A 19,840-nucleotide genomic window follows, 5' to 3' on the forward strand; every position below is an offset into this window, starting at 1 on the left:
TATTGCTGGCTTGCAGGGTGAAGGGTGGGGCGGATGTCAGGAGGCTCATGGCAGTGCTATCTCAGAAGGCTGGCCGGGTCGGCATGGCGTAAGGTGCGGATGGCCGCCAGGCCCGACACAAGTGCCAGGAGCATGCTCAGGAACAGGCAGGCTACGGCCGCGACGGGCGAGAGCTGCACCGGCACGTTGTAGTGCGCCGCCAGGGCGAAGAACAGGCCGGCGAGCACCGAACTGCCCAGCAGCCCCAGTGCCCCGACCCAGAAAGCCTGCTCCATGACCACTTTGCGCAGGGCGTTCACGCCGACGCCAAGGGCGTTCAAGGTGGCGTACTCGCGGATGGAACCCACGACGGCGGCGACCAGCGTCTGGCTGGTGATGACCGCGCCCACCAGGAACACAATCGCGGCCAGAAACAGCACGCCGGCCCCGGCACCGGTGTCGAACATCCAATACATCTGCGAGCGTTGGGCGAACTGTTTTGCGGTCCATACCGCGTAGTTGCCGAACGCGCGGCCGTCGCTCAGGCGCGCGGCAACAGCGCCTGCCTGAGCCGGATCGCGCACTTTGGCCACCAGGTAGGTAATGCGGTCCGCTGCCGTGGTGGTGTCGAGCTGTCGGGCAGTGGCCAGCGACGCCAGCACGTTGACCCCGCCCAGCGCGCGCAGGCCGCTGGTGACGCCCACCACGCGCACACGTTGCCCGTTGATGGTCGCGGCGTCCCCCAGGTTCACGCCGAGGGTGCTCAGGTCGGCGCGGTCAACGATCACCGCGCCGGGCTCGGCCAGGCGGGCGCGCAGTGCCGTCGGCAGGGCGCGCGCAAACATCAGGCCGTCTGGCCCGGCGTCGATGCCGCTGACAAACACCGACACGCCACCGGTATCTCGCGCACCGCGCCAATCGGCGTCGACCCAGCGAAACGACTCGACGCGCAGTACGTCGGCGTCCATGCGCAGGCGCATTTCCACGCCCGCATCGATCGGTCTCCCGAGGTTGACGCTTTGCGTGCCGGGGTAACCGACCCAGAGGTCAGCCGTAGAGCCGGTGATATAGACGCTGGCACTGCCGAAAATACCCAGCACCAGCGCGGCCTGGAGCAACTGCAGCAACCCCGCGAAGCCCACGGCAATCATCGCGGGCAGGAAGCGCCGCCATTCGTGGACCAGTGTCAGACGGGCAAGCGCCACCATCAGTCAGCATCCTTCAAGGTCGGGTTCGGTAACGGCGCGCCGCCCAGGGCTTTATAAAGCGCGATGTAGGCGATGTCCCGTTCGGTGCTTGCGCTGTCGGCCTGTTGCATGGTTTGGAGCGCCTGCACGTTGGCGGTCGTCAGCTCCAGTGGGCTCATGAGCCCCAGGCGTGCCCGGTGTTGCAAGGCCTCCAGGTGGGTCTGTGTCGCCCTCTGGGCCTGGCGCGAGGCGTGCTCGCGCAGGCGCGTTTGTTCGAGGTCACTCAGGGCGATTTCGGCTTCGGCGACGCCTTGCAACACCGCCTGGCGATAAGCCAGAACCGCGGCCTGCAACAGGTGGCCTTTGGCGCGCGCGGTGGCGACACGTTGGCCCCAGTCGAACAACGGGATACTGATCCCCGGCCCTGCGGAGAAAATGCTGTTGCCGTTGGGCGTGTGCTTGCGGTTGCTGGCAATGTTCAGCGACCACTGCAATGAGGCGCCCAGGCTGAGGTGCGGGTAGATATCGGCACGGCTCATCCCCAACTCCCCGGCGGCCACGAGCACCTCGGCCTCGGCGTTGGTAATTTCCGGGCGTGTGCGCAGCAGGTCCGCCGGCACGCTGTTGAGTTGCCATTGGCCGAGTGCGGGCTGTGGTCCGGGCTTCAGCCAGCGAGGGTCGGGCCCGGGGCGACCGGCCAACAGCGCCAACTGCTGCACATGGCGTTGGATCTGTTGTTGTGGCGCGCTCAGTTGCCTCTCGGCCCGCGCCAGTTCAGCCTCGGCGTCCGCCACGTCAGCGTGCGGCGCCAGGCCAAGCTGCTCGCGCACACGCAGCAGCGCCAGTTTTTCCTGCTGCGCGTCACGAATGGCCGTCAGCGCGCGTTCGGCTTGTTGCGCCGAACGCAGCTCAACCCACTGCCGGGTGACCTCGGCGACCAGCGACACCTGGACGCTGCGCAAGTCGGCGGCCACCAGCGCCTGGTTACCCTCAGCGATGCGATCCGCGCTCTGCCTGGCCCCGAACAGTGGCAGTTCCCACTGCGCATCGAAGCCGATCAAGAAGTACGAACTGCTGGTGTCCGGGCTTATCGCGTCGTGGGTCTTGACCCCGAGCGAGGGCAGATAGGGGGCTTGCGCATGTTGGCTCAACACACGCGCAGCCCGCAGGCGCTCGACTGCGGCGGCGACGTCGAGGTTGTTTTGCAGTGCCTGATCCACCAGGGTATCGAGTTCAGGATCATTGAATGCCTGCCACCACCGATTGAGGTCGGGCCTGGCCGGCGCCAGAGGGGACGGTGCGTTGCGCCATGCCTCGGGCGCGGGCGGTTTCAACGCGGGCAGAGGCGCGACCGAACAGCCTGTCACCGCAGTTAACCCCAGTGACAGTGTGAGCAGCGTCCGACAGGCGCGCGATGTGTTTGAAGGCTTGATAGGGGTCACCCAAGAGGTACCGGAACGGCTGTGCTGAATCGATGCGGACAGCGATCAACGACAAGCAGGCATGAGGTCTGAGCGCGTTGCGTCAGAAGTCAGCGCGTGACTCTATCGAGAGTGTCCGTTCAGTTCTGTAGCGAAATTGTATTGACACCCATGAGGGGGGCTCAGGGCGATGGGCTGCGCGCGCAAGCGTGGGGGGAGCTTGCGCGCGTATTGGCGGGGTGTTGCCTGTGGGTTCAGGCCTGGCAGTACGTCTCGTGCAAATGACGCCACAACAGCGCGCCGCTGGCCTGTTTCTCGAATACCACCGTGGCCCGGCGATCGGTCTGGGTGCCGCTGTCGTCGATCTGATGTTCGCGGTAACTGACGACGGCGCCGCGTGCATGCCGGTCAATGCCGATCAGTTCGCTCAAGGTTATCTTCAACCCTGGCCGCTGCCCGCCCAGGCGGGTGAACAGGTACTTGACCCCTGCCGCGTTCATGCGTGTGCCGGTGGAGGGCGCAATCATGCTGAACTCCGGCGAGAAGCGCGCGAGCAGCCTCTGCAGGGTGTCTTCAGGTGCCACGCCGGCAAACCACTGTTCGATCTCGACGTGGGTCTGGATCACTTCCTCGAAAAAGTCGCTGTAGTCGATCATTTACAAACTCCTATTCAAACCAAAGCGTTTTTTCAACACGGTTTCCAATAATCCTTTGGGCAACAACGCCGCCATCAACGGCAACGCCCGACTGCCATTGCCCGCGCGCAACAGGCGCGGCGGCTGTGGTTGTTGCACGGCCTTGAGCACATCCGCTGCAAACACGCTGGCCGGGGTGGGCTTGTCCTGGGAGGCCTGGCTGCGTGCCCGGATACCCTCGCGCAACGGCCACCACGGCGATTGTTCGTTGATCAACAGCTCAGCCTGGGCCCCGGCGTTTTTTGCAAAGCTTGTATTAATGGCGCCGGGCTGCACTTCCATCACGCGGATGCCAAACGGCGCCAGTTCCATGCGCAATGCATCGCTCAGCGCATGCACCGCCGCCTTGGAGGCGCAGTAGGCGCCAGCGAACGGCGTGACCAATACGCCGGAAACGCTGCCGATATTCACCACCAGGCCTTTGCTGCGGCGCAGGGCCGGGAACAGCGCCTGGGTCACGCCGACGAGGGCAAATACATTGGTCTCGAACTGGCGCTGCATCGCCTCGGTACCACCGTCGAGCAGCGGGCCCATGGCGCCGTAGCCGGCGTTGTTGACCAGCACATCCAGCTCGCCCAGTTGTTCGGCCAGGCGCTGCAATGCGGCGCTGTCGTTGACGTCGAGTTCGACGGCATTGAAACCCGCGGCGGCGAGGGCGGTGACGTCTTCCGGGCGGCGGGCGCTGGCCCACACGTTGAAGCCGGCGGATTTGAAGGCATCGGCCAGGGCGCGGCCAATACCGCTGGAGCAACCGGTGATCAGTACGTTGGGCATGGATCAGTCCTTTGTCAGTCCGAGAAACTGCCTTGCAGGTGCTCGGCGCGAAATTCCAGGGTTTGCGGGCGATAGCCGGGGCGCAGGGGCGGGGTGGGCAGGCAGTCGTCCCAGGTGGCGCCGGCCTGCAACTCGCCGGGGCCACGATAGCGGGGGGCCGCGTAGACGTTATCGGCCAGGTTGACCGTGTCACCCGGCGCATAGGCGGCGACGCGCCAGCGCAGTTCGGTCAGCGGTACGTCGTTGCCGTTGTTCAGGGTCAGTTTCAGTGGGCGGTCGGCGGGGCATTCCTGCGGCGCGTAGCTGATGCGCAACTCCAGGCGCGCCAGTTGCGAGGCTTCGCGGTTGTCCAGCCAGACCACCCAGACCGCGACAAGGCCCAGGCCGGCAGCGGCGGCAAGCGATACCGGCAGCGCCTTGGCCGGGTAGCGCAGCAGGAGGATCAACCAGGTGATGATCAGGAGAACGCCGAAGAACATGGAGACCACCTCGAATAGGGAACGAGCATCCTAACTTAAGCGTAGGTGGGATTGGCTACCTTGAGTGCTGTGGTGGCCGGGTGGGCCTCATCGGGGGCAAGCCCCCTCCCACACTTGAATGTATTCACAGATCAAAGGTGGGAGGGGGCTTGCCCCCGATGAGGCCCTCACAGCCAGCACAAATCCCAAACAAAAAGCCCCCACCCAACCCACTGCGGATAGGGGACGCAATGGGTTGGGCGAGGGCTTCTTGTACGACTGTTTTACTGCGCGATAGTTTTCACCGACACGCCACGTTCAACCGGCGTCGAGCGACCGTAGATATCTTCAAACCGCTCGATATCGTCTTCGCCCAGATAGCTGCCCGATTGCACTTCGATGATCTCCAGCGGGATCTTGCCCGGGTTGCGCAGGCGGTGCACCGAGGCGATCGGGATGTAGGTGGATTGGTTCTCGGTGAGCAGGAACACGTTCTCGTCACAGGTCACTTCCGCCGTGCCGCTGACCACGATCCAGTGTTCGGCGCGGTGGTGGTGCATCTGCAGCGACAGGCATGCGCCCGGCTTGACCGAGATGTGCTTGACCTGGAAGCGCCCGCCCATGTCCACAGAGTCGTAGGAGCCCCACGGACGGTAGACTTCGCAGTGGTTCTGGGTTTCGCTGCGGCCCTGTTCGTTGAGGGTCGCGACCATCTGCTTGACGCCCTGGACCTTGTCCTTGTGGGCAATCATCATCGCGTCCTTGGTTTCCACTACCACGATGTTGTCCAGGCCGATCACCGATACCAGCTTGCCGTTGCCATGGATCATGCAGTTCTTGCTGTCCTGGATCACGACGTCGCCCTTGGTAACGTTGCCGTTGATGTCTTTATCGTTGACCGCCCACAGCGAGGCCCAGCAACCCACGTCGCTCCAGCCGGCACTCAGCGGTACCACGCAGGCGCGTTGGGTTTTTTCCATCACGGCGTAGTCGATGGAGTTGTCCGGGCAGCAGGCGAAGGTGGCTTCGTCGAAGGTCACGGTATCGGCGGTCTGCTCGCTGCGTTCCAGGGTCAGCACGCAGGTGTCGTAGATGTCCGGATCGTGTTTTTTCAGCTCTTCGAGGAAACGGCTGGCGCGGAACAGGAACATGCCGCTGTTCCAGAAGTAACCGCCGCTTTTGACGAACTCGATGGCGCGTTTTTCATCGGGTTTTTCCACGAACTGTTGCACGCGGCTCACGCCTTCGGGCAGCAGCGAATCGTTGGTGGACTTGATGTAGCCATAGCCGGTTTCCGGGCGGGTCGCCGGCACGCCGAACAGCACCATCTCGCCTCGCTCGGCAGCCACGGTGGCCAGGGCCAGGGCGCGTTGCAGGGCTTTCTGGTCGTCGATCACGTGGTCGGCGGGCAGGACCAGCATCAATTCGTCGCGGCCTTCGTTGACCAGCATCATCGCGGTCAGGGCCACGGCCGGCGCGGTGTTGCGGCCGAAGGGTTCCATCAGGATGCGCTGGCTTTCCAGCTTGCGCGCGCTCAGTTGCTCGTTGACGATGAAACGGTGGTCTTTGTTGCAGACCACGATCGGCGCGTCCATGCCTTCGAATACCAGGCGTTCCAGGGTTTGCTGGAACAGCGTGTGCTCGCCGGTCAGAGCCAGGAATTGTTTCGGGAACTGTTTACGGGAAAGCGGCCAAAGACGTGAGCCGCTACCACCGGAAAGGATTACTGGGATCATGTGTTTCTCCTTGAATCAATTTGGGTCAGAGCTACGAAGGTTTGTCGTTTCACTCTTGTTTTTGTCTCGGTCCGAACTGACGCCTCTGTCCTCTGTAGGAGCGAGCTTGCTCGCGAAGAACTCCCAGACACCGCGTACATCCAGAATTTCCGCGTCATCATTGGCGATTTTCGCGAGCAAGCTCGCTCCTACAGTGGGGGGGCGTCAGTCCGGGAAATAGTTAGCGGGTCGACACGGGGCGTTTCACCCACACTGGCGACAGGCTGCTGCCGGAGCCGGTGACGTACAGCACCGCTGCCTCACCGCGCTCCAACGCAACCGGCTTCACATCGCCGACTTTCTTGTCACCGTCATACAACGCCAGGCTCACCTTCACCGGGTTGATTTCACGCTCGCCACGGCCCTTGGCCGCCACGGACTTGACCACTTCGGTCTTGCCGTCAGCGGTTTTCAGGGTCAGGGCCTTGTCGCTGAGGTTCTGTACGCGCACCAGGGATTTCTGCTTGTTCTTGAACGGCGGTTCTTCGATCAGCTGAGGCTGGCCGCTGCTGTTGTTGACCAGGGTGTAGTAGTGATCGGCGGCGAGCTTGACCGGTACGGTCTGGCTGCCGACCTTGGCGCTGTAGTCGCCGCCGGGCATGAAGCTGAAGTCGCTGCTGGCCAGTGGGGCCACTTCGTTGAGGTTGGTGCTGCCAACTGTCGCGCTGACTTCCTGGTTGGAGGCGTTATAGACGCGCACGAAGCTGGAGCCTTTCGGTGCGACAGGGCCGTACAGGGCGGCGTCACCACCGGCGAAGGCAGACATCGATACAACGCTCATGCCGGCAACCAGTGCCAGGGTCTTGGCGAGACGACGCGGAGTAGTAGTGAAAGTCATGTGAGTTACCTCTCTTTCAGTTTTGCGCCCGGTCGGGCGTCTCGGATTTTTGGTGTTTAACTGGGGTGTTCAGTGCCATGTTTTGTTGGCGCGAACCGGCTTGTTTAAGTTGCGCAACCCACGATGGGTCGGCATCACCGATTTCGTTGTTCACGGGCAGATAACGTTCAGGAAACTCCCAGATCAGCACTTGTGGCGGGCTGTTCTTGAAGTCGTCACTTTTCAGGTAGCTGAGCATCGGCAGGATCGGGCCGTGGCCGTCTTCGGCGTAGCTGACCACGTCGCTGCCCAGGGCTTGCTTGAGCGCACCGACGAAGTTCCAGTTGGGGTTGGCGCTGTAGCTGGTGCCCACCAGTGCTACCGGGGTTTCGCTGTCGGTGAACAGTGCGTCGTCGCCCTTGGTTTCGGCCAGGTGCGTCACGCGTTTTTCCAACGGCTCCTTCGGTGGCATCAGGTTTTCGAACAGTGGGTCCAGGGGCAGGAACAGACGCAGGTCGCCTTTATGCGGTTCGGTCTTTTCGGCTTCGGTGACAAAGCGCTGCGGTTCGCCGTTCAGTGGGGTTTTGTCGGCAATGGTTTTAGCCAACTGCTTGGCGGCGATTTCGGCGCCGTCCGGGGTCCAGTGGGTGTCGGTACGCAGGAACACTTGCTTGCCGCCCAGCTTGGCCTGTTGCAGCGGGCCCAGCAGGTCGGGGGCGATGATGTGGTCGGCGGCGACACGGGCGTGGAAGTCCTGGTACAGGTTGGCGTGGATACTTGCCGGTTTCACTTCGCCCAGGTGTTCCGGGTACAGGCGTACCTTGGCCGGAATGATCGCCATCACCAGCTCAATGCCTTGGGCCTTGAGTTTCTGGCGCACGCCTTCGACCAGGGCGTAGTTGCCTTCCAGGTTCTGGTCTTCGTTGACGGCGGGGTTGAACTCCTCGTCGCTGTACAGCCAGTGATCGCGACCCAGCACCACGCCAGGGCGGCCTTCATTGAACAGCTTGTAGTCCAGCGCGGCCCAGAGGTTGGTGCCGATGCGCTTGATCGGGAACTGGTCGTCGTAGTGCGTCTCGACGGCCTTGGTCCAGCGACCGTTGAGCACGGTCGCATCAGCGTTGGTGCTGAAGCCGAAGAAACTGCGCATCGACCAGGCGCCCAGGGCCAGCAGCACCAGCAGGAACAGTGCGATATAGAGGACGCGGAATGAACGGGTCATGGTCGGCTCCCTCAGAATTGGAAGTAAAGGAACGGCGAGAAGCTCTGCGCCGATAGTTTCAGGATCGATGCCACGAACAGCAGCAGCACCGCGGCGCGCATGGCGTAGCGTGGCCAGTCAGCGGTCCAGTAGGCCGGTTGCACAGCGGCGTCTTTACCCACGGTGAAACCAGGCTGGTGGATGCTGCCCGGGTCATCGCCAGGCACGGCCTTGATCAGGCTTGGGTCTGCCGGCTTGGTTTTTTCGGCGGGGCGGTTGGTGTAGAAGTCGCGCAGGCCGAAGAACGCCAGGGTTGCGTACGCCACCACCAGGGTTGCCACTTGCAGGCCCGTGAGGTTGGCGCGGTTGAGTTCCGAGAGCGACCACTCGCCAAAGCTGAACATCGCGCCGTACATACGGCCGGCCACATGCAGGTTTTCGGAGCGGAAGATGACCCAGCCCATCACCACCAGCAGGAAGGTGAAGGCCCAACGGACAACATTGAAACTGCGTGGTGCGGTGTTGAGGCCGATGGCTTTCTCAATCGCCAGCCACATGCCGTGCCAGGCACCCCACACGATGTAGGTGATGTTCGCACCGTGCCACAGGCCACCGAGCAGCATGGTCAGGAACAGGTTGCGGTAAGTGGTCAGCGTGCCTTTGCGGTTGCCGCCCAGGGTGATGTACAGGTAGTCACGCAGCCAGGTCGACAGGCTGATGTGCCAGCGCCGCCAGAACTCGGTGATCGACTGGCTGATGTACGGCTGCTTGAAGTTTTCCATGAAGCGGAAACCCATCATCAAGCCCAGGCCGATGGCCATGTCGCTGTAGCCGGAGAAGTCGAAGTACAGCTGCGCGGTATAGGCCAGCGCGCCAAGCCAGGCGTCGCCGGTGGTGGGGTTTTGCAGGGCAAAGCAATGGTCCGCCACCACCGCCAGGGTGTCGGCGATAAACACCTTCTTGATGAAACCCTGCATGAACCGCGTGCAGCCCTCGGAGAACTTGTCGAGGGTATGGGTGCGGTTATTGAACTGGTCGGCCAGGTCGCGGAAACGCAACACCGGGCCGGCGATCAGGTGCGGGAAGATCGCCACGAACGCCGCAAAGTCGATGAGGTTGCGCGTCGCCGGGGTATCGCCACGGTACACGTCGATGATGTAGCTGATGGACTCGAAGATGTAGAACGAGATCCCGATCGGCAGCAGCACGTGGGTGAGGATGAACGGCTCGAGACCCACCGACTTCATCATCACGTTGATGCTGTCGACACCGAAGTTGGCGTACTTGAAGTAGCCGAGGATGCACAGGTCGACGGCCACGCCAAGCAGCAGCCAACGTTGGGCCGGCTTGGTACGCACGCCGGCTGCACCAACCTTGAGGCCGATCCAGTAGTTCCACAGCGTGACGGCCGCGAACAGCGCCAGGAAGTCCACTCGCCACCAGGCGTAGAACACGTAGCTGGCAATCAGCAGCAGCAGATTGCGATAGCGTTGCCCGCTCAAGTAGTACAAGCCGAGAAAGATCGGCAAGAACAGAAACAGGAACACATTGGACGAGAAAACCATCCCGATCTCTCCATGTTTAACCAACAGTCAAGGGCCAGAGCCCCCCCAAACCCCCCACGATGTCGGGGGAGGTTGTATTGCATTCGCGCCCCCCTGTAGGAGCGAGCTTGCTCGCGAAGGTCGTTAACGATGACGCGTGGCACCTGAAGAGACGCGGTGCCTGTGAGTCCTTCGCGAGCAAGCTCGCTCCTACAGGTGAGTTGTGTTTCGCTCAGGAACCTTTGTTGCCTTTTTCGTGTGCTGGGTCGTAGACCTTGGTCAGGTCGCCGCCGAGGCGGAAGGTCTTGAACGGTTGCATCCCGTGCTTGCGTTCGAGTACATCCGGCGCGCAGGTGTAGAGGGTGCAGAAGGGTTCGAGCCAGGCGAATTTCATGTCTTCCTTGAGATCCTTCATGTCCTGTTCCTTGCCGTTCTTCTGTTCGAAGATCTCTGGATCCTTGACCCCGGCCAGCACCTTGTCGCCCAGGCGCTTGAGCGCGCCGTTGTTTTCCTGGCGCAGGTCAACCCCGTTGACCAGGGCAAAACTGGCGATCATCGACAGCGGCGGCAGCGCGTAGTTGTGGTACGACAGGGCGCGTTGCTGACGCTTCAACTCGTTGGGCAAAAAGCCCTGGTCATCGACCTGGTTGACGCCGACCTTGTATTCCTTCACGGCCCAATCAAACAGGTCGCGACGGTTGGTGGCGATGGAGGTTGCCATCACCGACCAGGCGGCCCAGTAGGAGTGGTTGTTGGTTTTTTCCAGCGGCAGGTTGTCCCAGTCGCTGACCACCTGGTCCGCCAGCTTGTTGAACCAGGCTTCGATCAGTTGCGATTCCTGCTGGTGGTTGGCCAGCGGATGCGAGTCGGAGAACTTCAGGCGGACATAGGCCGAGGCCATGCTGCCCAGTGCCCATTTGCGCATGGACTTGCCGGTGTGGTTGAAGTCCTTGGACATCAACGCGTCAGCCTTGGCCCAGCTGGTCAACCAGTTGAGCGTGCATTCCAACTGCTCCGGACGACCGTCGCGCATGAACTGCATCACGCGCTTGCTGGTGTCTTTTTCCAGCTTGGTGATGTCGGCGGTGCTGTCGCGAAAGGCTTTTTCCGACTGCACATTCAGCGTGGAGCGGGCCTTGTCGGAGCCTTCGTACTTGCTGCGAAATTGCAGCGGGCCGGTGTACGGCGTGGGCATGGCATCGCAGTCATTCTTGAAATCGCCGGTCTTGAACGCTTCAATCGGTGCGAAGTAGCCCTGGGGTGGACGCAGTGGCGCGGCGGCGCTGGCCGCGCCGGCGAAGATCGCCAGGCCCAGTAACGATGGAATCAGTAACTTCTGCATAGGTAACCTCATTGCCCGAGTGAGGCAGTCTTCTGACCGCCGCTTGGGAATACGTTGCGTGTGCAAATTTTCGCTTCGACCTTCTGCGCGGCAGCGCCCGCTTCGGGGCCCTGCACTTCCACGGCCAGCAAGTTCTGCGAGGCCCAGTCTTCATCGGTGCGCAGTTCAAAGGCGAAACGCCCGTCTGTATCGGATGTTTCGGGTTTCTCGATCTTGATGTCCTCGTGGCGCCCGTTCATGTACCAGAGGGTGGCTTGCAAGGTTTTCACCGAGGGATCGGCGAAGCGGATATCGACCTGATGGTTGGCATTGCGCAGGTCTTTGTTCGAACTGTTAACCAGCAATTCGTTCTTGCCGGGTTTCAAGGTGGTGCTGGCGCTCATCTGCGCGGTCTTGCCTTCACAGCCGTTGTCCAGCAGCGCCATCATCTGGCGGTAGATGGTTTCCTGGTCGAGGCGATACAGCGGCGAGAATTCCCAGATCAAGATTTTCGGTGGGGTTTTCTGGAATTCATCGCTGCCCAGGTACTGGATCATCGAACCTTCCAAACCACCGCCGGGGAAGGCGACGTTGAGGATGTCGGCACCGATTTCCTCTTCGAGGAAGCCGGCGAAGTTGTAGTTCTTGCCGCTGTGGCTGGTGCCGACCAGGGTGATCTGCGGGTTGCCCGAATCGCTGAACAGGTCGCCGTCGCCCGCTTCGCCCTTGGGCTCGGTGGTGAACTGGTCCATGTACTGGATCGCGTAGCTGGTGCCGCACAGTTGCCCGGCCATGTTGTGCAGGGTACCGGTCTTGCCCATGCGTCCGGAGCGCTTGGTCTCGAACTCACGCTTGGGAATATCGGCGAACTCCGGCATCGCGCGCACTTTGGCACCGACGATTTTCGCGGTGCGCTGGGCGCCATAGGGGGTCCAGTGCTGGTCGCCACGGAAGTAGAAATCGTGGGCCGGCAATTCGTCCGGCAGTTGCTCGTTGGTCAACGGCGACAAGTCCGGCACCACGTAGCCCATCTTGGCGAAGCGGCCGAGCATGGTCTTGTAGTTGCTCAGGGCCTTGTCGAAATCGAACGAGGCTTTTTCTGCCGGGTTGAGCTTGTTGCGGTTCACCAGGCCACGGGTCGGCTGGTAGACCACCACCAGTTCCACGCCTTTGGCCTTGAACGCATCGTGCAGTTGTTGCATGCGTTTGTAGCCGGCGGGGCTGGTGTCGAATTCGGTGCGCAGGTCTTCCTGGGTACGGAACAGCCAGTCGCCCTGGGCTTGTACCAGGGTGGTGAAGTTCTGCTGGTAGCGCGTGGTGTAGTTCTTCGCGTCATGGGCGGCCGGGCACAGGCTGCAGCACGGTTCGGCGGTAAAGGTCGGCGCCTTGATTTCATCGGCGCGTACGCCCTGGCTGGCCGCGAGCAGGCCGAGGGTCAGACCCGAGAGGCTCAGCAGTTTGATCATGTGTGGGTGCATAAGGGTCATCCTCAGTCCTGCATTTCGGTCTGGCGTTCGACAGGGTCGATCAGCACGGCTTTCTGCTGGCGCACCAGCAGGTCGAGAATTTCTTCCTGACGATCGCCCAGCACGCCGGAGAAGCTGATGCCGCTGGATTTGGTCGGCGCCAGCATCGACACGCGATACAGCTCGATACTCAACGGCGAGTCGATCGACAGCGGTCCGCTGCCGTTACCGGCCAGCTCACCGCCGACCACGATCAGCGAGACCTTGGCATCGAACGGGTCGAGGGCGATGTCGCGGTCGGTGTCGGTCAAATCCTTGATGTGGCCGTACACGCCGGTCAGGCCGTTGGCCATCGAGGTGTTTTCGTACAGCTTGATGTTCACGCTGTTACGGACCCGGATGCCGTGACGACGGTTGCTGATCACCTTGTTGCCCCACAGCAGGTTGTCGCCGCTCTCATAGAGGGTGATGCCGTCGGTGTGGTTGCGGTAGATCTCGTTGTCGGCGATCAGGTTGTTCACGCTGTTACGGTCGATCACCAGCCCCGACAGCTTGTTGTCGTAGCTGCGGTTATTGAAGATGAAGCTGTCGTTCACTTCCCGGGAAATGATGATGCCGTGCTTCTTCTTGGTGCCGTAGACGGTGTTGTCCGCGATGATCAGGCCGTGGGAACGGTCATGGGGGTCAATGCCGTAGACGATGTTGTCTTTATAGGTGTTGCCTTTGAGCACAAAGCCCGTGGTCTCGTAGCAGTAGAAGCCGTACCACATGTCCGAGAACTCGGAGTCGATGATCCAGCCGGTCGGCTCAGGACGCTTGAGTACCTTGGCCATGTTCGGCGTGTATTGGGAAATACTCACCCCGTACGACTTACTGTTGGCGTAGCCGAAGCTGGCCATCTTGGTGTTGGAGATGTAGGTCTCGGTGCCGCCCCAGGACAGCAGGAACGGGCGGAACGCCTTGGGCGACGTGAACAGCGCCGGGCCATTGGCTTTTTCGCTCCAGCCGGTGACCTTGGTATCGCGCACAAACAGTTGGCCGTCGTTGATCAGGAACGAGCCGGCTTCCTGGGACAGGCGCAGCTCCTGGGTCTTCTTGTCGATTTCCAGGATGCCCTTGCGCCCGACCACGATCGGCAGCTTGGCCAGGAACACGCCCGGCGAGGTTTCGCTCAGGTACTGCTTGGGCACTTTACCCAGCAGGTCCTTGAGGTTCATGTAGCCGTCGTCGACAAAAATGGCCTGGGGAATGCCGTGCTGGCGCACCACCCATTCGGCCATCTTGTTGTCGCCGCCGATGAAGTCCTTCAGGGCGTCTTCCTGCATCATGCGGCGGATGCTGATCTTGCCCGGCTTGGTTCTGACGATTTTCTTTTCCATCGCCGCGGCGGTGTAGCCCGACAGGTCCGGCAGGGCAGGCTTGGCCATTTCCAGCGGCGCGGTCGGCGGGCTGGAGATGGTGTAGGTCTTGGCCTGTTGCAGTTCTTTGGCGATGGTCGGCGCCTTGACCGGCTGCGCGGTATCGGCGAACGCTGTGGCACTGGCCATCAGCATCGCGGTCACCAGCAGGCATCTGCCTGTGAAGGGGTGAGCAATCATTGCGCGGGCTCCCATCAGAACTTCCAAATCACGTCGACAAAGGCGCGATGCATGTACGAGTCGACTTGGCTGCCATAGGCGTCGCCCGGTTTGAACACACCTGCACGCAAGCGCACCAGGGTCGACGGTTCGTCGATCGAATGGCTGAGCCCAGCCGGCAGCAGGCCGGTCTTGAAGTACTTGGTGACCACCAGGTCCATCTCCTGGCCCAGGTCTTTCTTGCCGTCTTCCAGGGGCAGGGACGTGCTGGACAGGATCGCGCCGGTCACGTCATCGGTGTTGTTCTGCACGGCGTCGATGCCGTTGCTGCCGACCGGCTTGTTGCCGTCGACGCGCCAGAACTTGTGGTACACCAGGCTGGCGTCATAGTCCTCGCGCAGCTGCCAGGAACCGAACAGGCTCATGGACTGCATGTTGTTCATTTCGCCGCGGAATGCTTCGCCGAAACGGTGGACGCGGGACTGGGTACCGGTCCAGTTCGAACGGTTGCTTTGCAGGCCGTTCTGCTCGTATTCGGCACTGGCACGCGAATAGGCGGCGCCCACTTGCCACTGCGGGTCAAGGCGCAGGCGCACACCCAGGTCGGTGGCCCAGCCATTCAGGTCATCGCTGCGCTTGGCGTTGGTCGGGCGGGTGCCGTCGGCGTTCAAGGCATTGACCGTGTCGCGGTTGCCCTGCATGCCGGTGACGCTGGCCCAGTAGTTGACGGTGTTGGTGTTACGCCAGTTGTAGGCGTCGCTGTTGGCTTCGATGCCAAGCCAGGTCAGGTCGCCGTTTTCGCGCTTGTCCAACGAGTCGGTGGGCACGCCCGGCTCGGGATAGTCGAGCTTGCCGTCGTCATGGGTATGGTGACCGCGCAGGCCGATCCACTGCCCCGGCGTCCACTGGTAGGACGCGTCGGCGTAGAAGTGCTGGCGGTCCTTGTCCTCGGGCGACAGTTCCTTGAGGTCGGTGCGGTATTCGCTGAAGCGTTCGGCTGCGCCGACATTGGCCTTGAGCAAGGTGGTGTCGAAGGTCCAGTTCAGCGCTTCGATATTGGTGTCGCGCCATTGGCCGTCGTCATTGTGCAGGCGTTGGCGACCGAGCTTGAGGATCTCGCCAGGGTAGGGCGTGAAGCCGCTGTAGCCGACCCAGAATTCGCGCATGGCCAAGTAGTTTTTCTTGGTCTTGCGGTCGTCGTTGGTGGTTTGCTGGTTTTCGTCATCCGCCGACTGTTGCAGGGTGTCGGTCTCGATAATGTCGCTCGAAGCAACCGCCTGGCCCATGGCATAGGCGCTCCAGTTGCCGCTTTCGCCGTAGATCCACGGGCGCAGGTCGAGGCCGATGCCGTTGACGTCGCCGCCTTTCTGGGTGCCCAGGTCGCGGTCGTCTTCGGACTGGCCGGTGATTTTAACGTCCATGCCGAAATTCTTGGTTTCAGTCAGTGCGGCCAGGGTCGGGCACGACCACAGCAGGGCAAAGGTCAGGCCGATGCCGGCCTGCACGAATGGATTGAGCTTCATAGGGATTCCTCGCCGTCTTCTTCTTGCAGGGCGTGCAGTTGCAGCGTGCTTTGGGCCAGGGTGCCGCGCGCGGCCAGTTCCTGTTGCACCAGGCGTTGGCCTTCGGCGCGTTGTTCCGGCGTCAGCGGGGCTTCGAGCTGCGTCGCCAACTCATTGGCCTCTGGCGTGTCCTGGGCTTTAGCCAACTGGCTGAAGACATAGGCGTTCAGTGGGTCGGGCTTGGTGCCCTTGCCTTGGGAAAACAATTGGGCGATGGCGAAGTCGGCGCTGTTCTGGCCGTTACGCGCGGCGGTGAGCAAATGGTCCAGGGCTTTTTGCGAGTACACCTTGCCCAGGTAGCCACGGCGGTAGATCTGGCCGAGGTAGTAATCGGCGGCCACTTCCTTGCCTACGGCTTTTTCGAAATGCGCTTCGGCCGCCTTGGCGTCCGCCGGCACCCACTTGCCTTCGTAGTAGAGCTTGCCCAGCAACAGCTCGGCGCGCGGCTGGTCGGCGGCGCGGCCGTTGTTCAGGTACTTCATCATCTGGTCGACGTCGCCCAGTTCCGGGAAGTCGTAGAGCAGTTGCGCCAGGCTGACCCAGGAAGCGGGGTAGCCGGGGGCGATTTTTTCCAGCAGGGCCTGGGCGGTCTTCTCGTCGGTCTTGCCCAGGGTTGCATCGCCCAGCACGCGGGCGACGCTGTCGACGCGCTGTGCGGTGACGGTGCCACGGCTGTAGCCGGCTTCCATTTGCTTGAGCAGCTCGGCTTGTTTTTCCGGCTCGGCTTTTTTCTGGTAGACCGTGGCCAGTTCGACGTAGCAGATGTCGGTGGTGTTCAGCGCGGCTTTGCAGATGCGCTCTACGTCATCCAGGTGCTGGTCGTAGGTGTCCTGGGTGCGATACAGCAGCACCTGGGCCAGACCGGCTTCCGGGTAACCGGCCGCCTGCCATTTGTTGATCTGCTGCTGGGCATTCACGTTGGGGAAACTGTGCGGGTATTGCAGGTACAGCATCGCCAGCGGGATCAGGGTGTTGCCTTCGCCATTGGCAAAGGCTTTTTTCAACAGGCCTTCGGCTTCATGGTGTTCGGCCTCGGTAGAGCCTGGCTTGGCCACCAGCAGGCGACCGAGACGGGCCTGGGCACGCGGCGAGGTATCCGCCGCTGCGCGGTAGGTGGCTTCGGCCTGTTTGATTTGCGCCGGATCGCGGGTGCCTACCTGGATGTCGGCCAGGCCCACCTGGGCCTCGCTGTAACCCAGGTCTGCCAGTTGCTGGTAATTCTGCTGCGCGGTGACGGTATCGCCACGCTTGAGCGCTTCATTGGCCAGGCGTTGGTCGGGCAGGCCGGCGCAACCGGCGAGGGCGATGGCCAGCGCCAGGGGCACCGGTAGGGTTCGAAGGGCGCTCATGATTAAAGACCTGCTGCCATGGCTTTATCGATCAGCCAGTTCAGGGAGGGGCCACGGTCGCTGGTCACTTCTACCGGGCGGCCGGCGTAGGTGCTGTCCAGGGGAGCATCCGGCTTGATCTGCACACGAATGTCGGAGGACAGGTCGGCGCTGTTCAGGCTGGTGCTGCTGACGATGGTGCCGGTGCGGACCTGCTCTTCGTCGGCGACCTGGAAGCTCACCGGGGTACCAGGGCGTACGTCGGCGAACTGGCGATAGGTGAAGCGTGCTTCCACATTGGCCAGGCTGCCGCGTGGCACCAGTTGGAAGATCACATCGCCCTTGCTGGCGTACTGACCGTCGGCCACCAGTTGCTGGGCCACGACGCAGTCGCATGGGGAGGTCAGGGTGCCGGTCATTTGCTTGCCGAACAGTTCTTCGACCTTGGCCGGTTGCAGCTGGTCTTCGTCGAGGTGGCCCTTGAGTACGTCGAGCATGCTGGTGCTGAAGGTGGCCAGTGGTGCGCCCTTGGCCGCAACCGCATCACCTTTGAGCAGGCTTTGCACGGTACCGTCGCGCGGCATGGTCACGTTCATGCCGGGTACGCTGACCAGGCCCGCCTGGGCGTGGGTAACGAAGTACATGCCGTACAGCGACTTGAAGACAAACCCGAACGCCGCCAGGCCCACGAGGAAGATCGCCAGGCTGAACGTCACGGCGCGCAGGCGGCCGGAGGCGCTCATGTTGCTGCCGCCATCCTTGACCTTGCGGGCCTTGGTGAAGTTGTCGCGTTGCAGGGTGGCGAGCACATCACCCATGGTCACGATGTCGCCGGACAAGTGCGAGGTGATCAGGTGGCGCAGGGTGGAAATATCCTGGGCGTCGAGGTTCTGGAACTGGCAACCGGTACGGCCGCTCTGGCGGTCGTAGGAGCGAATCTGCAACTCCACATCCATGGCCAGGCCGAGGTTATCGATGACGAATTGCAGGCGGCCCTTGTGCACTTCACCCACGGTCAATGGCTGGGTGGCGGTGAACGCCAGGCCGCCGGCGGACAGGTCGATCACGCGTGCTTCGGTCTGGGTGCGGTCAGTGTTGAAGAAGCGCAGCTTGGCCGGGATTTTGACCCGGGCATGTTGGCGCTGGGCTTCGGATTCGTGGACAACGTTGGCGTTTACTTGGCTGTTCATCAGGGCAATTTCCTAGAGTTAATTCAGGCTTGGCAGGGTCAGACCATCATCAGCAACACGGCGACGAAGATGCTGCCGGCGGAGAAGGTCATGGTCCGAGACGACCAGGTGTTGAACCAACGTTGAAAGCTGGCCAAATCGCGGGTCAGTTTGGTGTCCTGGCGGGTCCAGGACTGTTGATCAAGGCGGAAGAACACGTAGATCTTCACCAGCGCGCCCATGATCTGGTTGTAATAGAGAATCACCGGGTAGGCCGGGCCGATCTTGTGGCCGGAGCACGACAGCAGCAGGGTGAGGATCAGGCGGGTGATGCCGATCCACAGCAGGTAGGCGAGGATGAACGCGCCGCCGTACTTGAAGGTGGCGATGATCGCCACGGTCAGGCCGAGCAGGGAGGTCCACATCGACACGCGCTGGTCGAACAGCACCACGCTGGTGAACAGGCCCAACCGACGTACGCCCAGGCCCAGGGCACGGGAGTTCTGGCGCAGGTTGTTGCCGTACCAGCGGAACATCAGCTTGCGGCTGGCCTTGATAAAGCTCTTTTCCGGCGGGTGTTCCACCGTATTGATCGCGGCGTCCGGCACGTAGAACGTGTCGTAGCCCAGGCGCATCAGGCTGAACCAGCTGGACTTGTCATCGCCGGTCAAAAACTTGAAGCGGCCCAGGCGCCAGTGTTGCAGCGAGTCGCTTTCCACATCGGCGATAAAGCCCGGGTCAGTGACGACGCTGGCACGGAACACCGACATGCGCCCGGTCATGGTCAGTACGCGCTTGGACAGGGCCATGGAGCACATGTTGATGTGACGTTGGGCGAAGCGCAGTTTGTGCCACTCGCTCATGATGTAGCCGCCACGGACTTCGCAGAACTCGTTGGTGGTCAGGCCGCCGACATTGTCGAACAGCTGGAACCACGGCACGGTCTTGCGCACGACGCCTTCGGCAAGCACGGTGTCGCCATCGATCACGGCGACCACGGCACGTTCGTCCGGCAGGTGGCGGGAGATCGCGCGAAAGCCGAAGGCCAGGCCGTCGCGCTTGCCGGTACCGGCGATGCGCACGAAGTCGAGCTTGACGTGGTCAGGCGGGTTCATGCGTTCCCACAGGCTCTTTACCAGCAGCTCATCGGACATTTCCACCAGCGAGCAGACCACGGTGGTGGGGAAGCCGCACTCGATGGCCTCGCGAATCACCGAGCTGTACACCTGGGCTGTGGTCAGCGCGTCGATACGGAAGCTGGTGACCATCAGGAACACATGGGACGGGTCTGCGGCTTTGCCCAGCTTGCGCACTTTGCGGCGCAGGTGGGGGTAGACCACGTACAGGAACAGCATGCCGCGAAAGAAATGCGTCGCACCCATCGAGTAGCGCCAGATACCGACGGCGCCAATCAGGAAAATAAAATTCTTCGACTCCGAGTCGAATGTACTCGCCGGCAGCAGCAGGGCGAGTCCCATCAGCAGGCTGAGGAACAGCAGCCAGCCGGCGGATTGCAGTAGTACATGTTTTAACTTGGACATAAGCGTCATCCGGAAGGGAAGGAGG

General features: G+C 62.1%; 16 protein-coding genes. All 16 read right to left on the reverse strand.

Translation table 11 applies throughout. The features are described 5' to 3' along the window. Positions 1-56 precede the first annotated feature (56 nt). Positions 57-1,187 (reverse strand): ABC transporter permease, encoded by a 1,131-nt coding sequence (locus tag A7317_RS04770; RefSeq protein ID WP_024073542.1) that lies wholly within the window; start codon positions 1,185-1,187, stop codon positions 57-59. Continuing rightward, positions 1,187-2,533, reverse strand: a complete 1,347-nt coding sequence (locus A7317_RS04775; RefSeq protein ID WP_236646001.1) for an efflux transporter outer membrane subunit — start codon at positions 2,531-2,533, stop codon at positions 1,187-1,189. The genes A7317_RS04770 and A7317_RS04775 overlap by 1 nt, the downstream gene beginning before the upstream one ends. 308 nt (positions 2,534-2,841) lie before the next feature. Then, positions 2,842-3,243, reverse strand: coding sequence for a hypothetical protein (locus tag A7317_RS04780; protein WP_024073544.1), 402 nt, complete (start codon positions 3,241-3,243; stop codon positions 2,842-2,844). Continuing rightward, positions 3,244-4,056, reverse strand: a complete 813-nt coding sequence (locus tag A7317_RS04785) for an SDR family oxidoreductase (protein ID WP_024073545.1) — start codon at positions 4,054-4,056, stop codon at positions 3,244-3,246. A 14-nt stretch (positions 4,057-4,070) separates the two neighbouring features. Further along, positions 4,071-4,535: a hypothetical protein gene (locus A7317_RS04790; protein ID WP_024073546.1), complete on the reverse strand. Its 465-nt coding sequence runs from the start codon at positions 4,533-4,535 to the stop codon at positions 4,071-4,073. 263 nt (positions 4,536-4,798) lie between these two features. Then, positions 4,799-6,250, reverse strand: coding sequence for a mannose-1-phosphate guanylyltransferase/mannose-6-phosphate isomerase (locus A7317_RS04795; protein WP_024073547.1), 1,452 nt, complete (start codon positions 6,248-6,250; stop codon positions 4,799-4,801). Positions 6,251-6,470: 220 nt separating this feature from the next. Then, positions 6,471-7,127: an alginate O-acetyltransferase AlgF gene (locus A7317_RS04800; protein ID WP_024073549.1), complete on the reverse strand. Its 657-nt coding sequence runs from the start codon at positions 7,125-7,127 to the stop codon at positions 6,471-6,473. Positions 7,128-7,143: 16 nt separating this feature from the next. Beyond that, entirely contained in the window at positions 7,144-8,328 is a 1,185-nt protein-coding gene (locus A7317_RS04805) for an alginate O-acetyltransferase (protein ID WP_024073550.1), read from the reverse strand. 11 nt (positions 8,329-8,339) lie between these two features. Beyond that, complete coding sequence (locus tag A7317_RS04810) at positions 8,340-9,872, reverse strand: MBOAT family O-acyltransferase (protein WP_024073551.1); 1,533 nt, start codon at positions 9,870-9,872, stop codon at positions 8,340-8,342. A 211-nt stretch (positions 9,873-10,083) separates the two neighbouring features. Beyond that, entirely contained in the window at positions 10,084-11,193 is a 1,110-nt protein-coding gene (locus A7317_RS04815) for a mannuronate-specific alginate lyase (protein WP_102625057.1), read from the reverse strand. A gap of 8 nt (positions 11,194-11,201) precedes the next feature. Continuing rightward, positions 11,202-12,650, reverse strand: a complete 1,449-nt coding sequence (locus tag A7317_RS04820; protein WP_041161102.1) for an alginate O-acetyltransferase — start codon at positions 12,648-12,650, stop codon at positions 11,202-11,204. 11 nt (positions 12,651-12,661) lie between these two features. Further along, positions 12,662-14,251 (reverse strand): mannuronan 5-epimerase AlgG, encoded by a 1,590-nt coding sequence (gene algG / locus A7317_RS04825; RefSeq protein WP_024073554.1) that lies wholly within the window; start codon positions 14,249-14,251, stop codon positions 12,662-12,664. Continuing rightward, a complete protein-coding gene (locus A7317_RS04830; RefSeq protein WP_069075294.1) occupies positions 14,251-15,738 on the reverse strand; it encodes an alginate export family protein in 1,488 nt (495 codons plus the stop codon). Before A7317_RS04830 ends, algG begins: the two co-directional genes overlap by 1 nt. Continuing rightward, positions 15,735-17,126 (reverse strand): alginate biosynthesis TPR repeat lipoprotein AlgK, encoded by a 1,392-nt coding sequence (algK, locus tag A7317_RS04835; RefSeq protein ID WP_069075295.1) that lies wholly within the window; start codon positions 17,124-17,126, stop codon positions 15,735-15,737. Before algK ends, A7317_RS04830 begins: the two co-directional genes overlap by 4 nt. A gap of 2 nt (positions 17,127-17,128) precedes the next feature. Further along, positions 17,129-18,295 (reverse strand): alginate biosynthesis protein Alg44, encoded by a 1,167-nt coding sequence (locus tag A7317_RS04840; RefSeq protein ID WP_069075296.1) that lies wholly within the window; start codon positions 18,293-18,295, stop codon positions 17,129-17,131. Between the two features lie 38 nt (positions 18,296-18,333). Beyond that, the gene (gene alg8 / locus A7317_RS04845; protein ID WP_162163588.1) at positions 18,334-19,815 is read right to left on the reverse strand and encodes a mannuronan synthase; all 1,482 of its coding nucleotides are present in this window, start codon (positions 19,813-19,815) and stop codon (positions 18,334-18,336) included. Between the last annotated feature and the right edge of the window lie 25 nt (positions 19,816-19,840).

Origin of the sequence: Pseudomonas fluorescens (assembly GCF_001708445.1) — a bacterium.
In the GTDB taxonomy this organism is placed as follows: Bacteria; Pseudomonadota; Gammaproteobacteria; order Pseudomonadales; family Pseudomonadaceae; genus Aquipseudomonas; species Aquipseudomonas gorinensis.

Coding starts and splice junctions, on each gene's coding strand:
- A7317_RS04770 (WP_024073542.1), bottom strand. CDS start 1,187: ATGGTGGCGCTTGCCCGTCTGACACTGGTCCACGAATGGCGGCGCTTC.
- A7317_RS04780 (WP_024073544.1), bottom strand. CDS start 3,243: ATGATCGACTACAGCGACTTTTTCGAGGAAGTGATCCAGACCCACGTC.
- A7317_RS04785 (WP_024073545.1), bottom strand. CDS start 4,056: ATGCCCAACGTACTGATCACCGGTTGCTCCAGCGGTATTGGCCGCGCC.
- A7317_RS04790 (WP_024073546.1), bottom strand. CDS start 4,535: ATGTTCTTCGGCGTTCTCCTGATCATCACCTGGTTGATCCTCCTGCTG.
- A7317_RS04795 (WP_024073547.1), bottom strand. CDS start 6,250: ATGATCCCAGTAATCCTTTCCGGTGGTAGCGGCTCACGTCTTTGGCCG.
- A7317_RS04800 (WP_024073549.1), bottom strand. CDS start 7,127: ATGACTTTCACTACTACTCCGCGTCGTCTCGCCAAGACCCTGGCACTG.
- A7317_RS04805 (WP_024073550.1), bottom strand. CDS start 8,328: ATGACCCGTTCATTCCGCGTCCTCTATATCGCACTGTTCCTGCTGGTG.
- A7317_RS04810 (WP_024073551.1), bottom strand. CDS start 9,872: ATGGTTTTCTCGTCCAATGTGTTCCTGTTTCTGTTCTTGCCGATCTTT.
- A7317_RS04815 (WP_102625057.1), bottom strand. CDS start 11,193: ATGCAGAAGTTACTGATTCCATCGTTACTGGGCCTGGCGATCTTCGCC.
- A7317_RS04820 (WP_041161102.1), bottom strand. CDS start 12,650: ATGCACCCACACATGATCAAACTGCTGAGCCTCTCGGGTCTGACCCTC.
- algG (WP_024073554.1), bottom strand. CDS start 14,251: ATGGGAGCCCGCGCAATGATTGCTCACCCCTTCACAGGCAGATGCCTG.
- A7317_RS04830 (WP_069075294.1), bottom strand. CDS start 15,738: ATGAAGCTCAATCCATTCGTGCAGGCCGGCATCGGCCTGACCTTTGCC.
- algK (WP_069075295.1), bottom strand. CDS start 17,126: ATGAGCGCCCTTCGAACCCTACCGGTGCCCCTGGCGCTGGCCATCGCC.
- A7317_RS04840 (WP_069075296.1), bottom strand. CDS start 18,295: ATGAACAGCCAAGTAAACGCCAACGTTGTCCACGAATCCGAAGCCCAG.
- alg8 (WP_162163588.1), bottom strand. CDS start 19,815: ATGTCCAAGTTAAAACATGTACTACTGCAATCCGCCGGCTGGCTGCTG.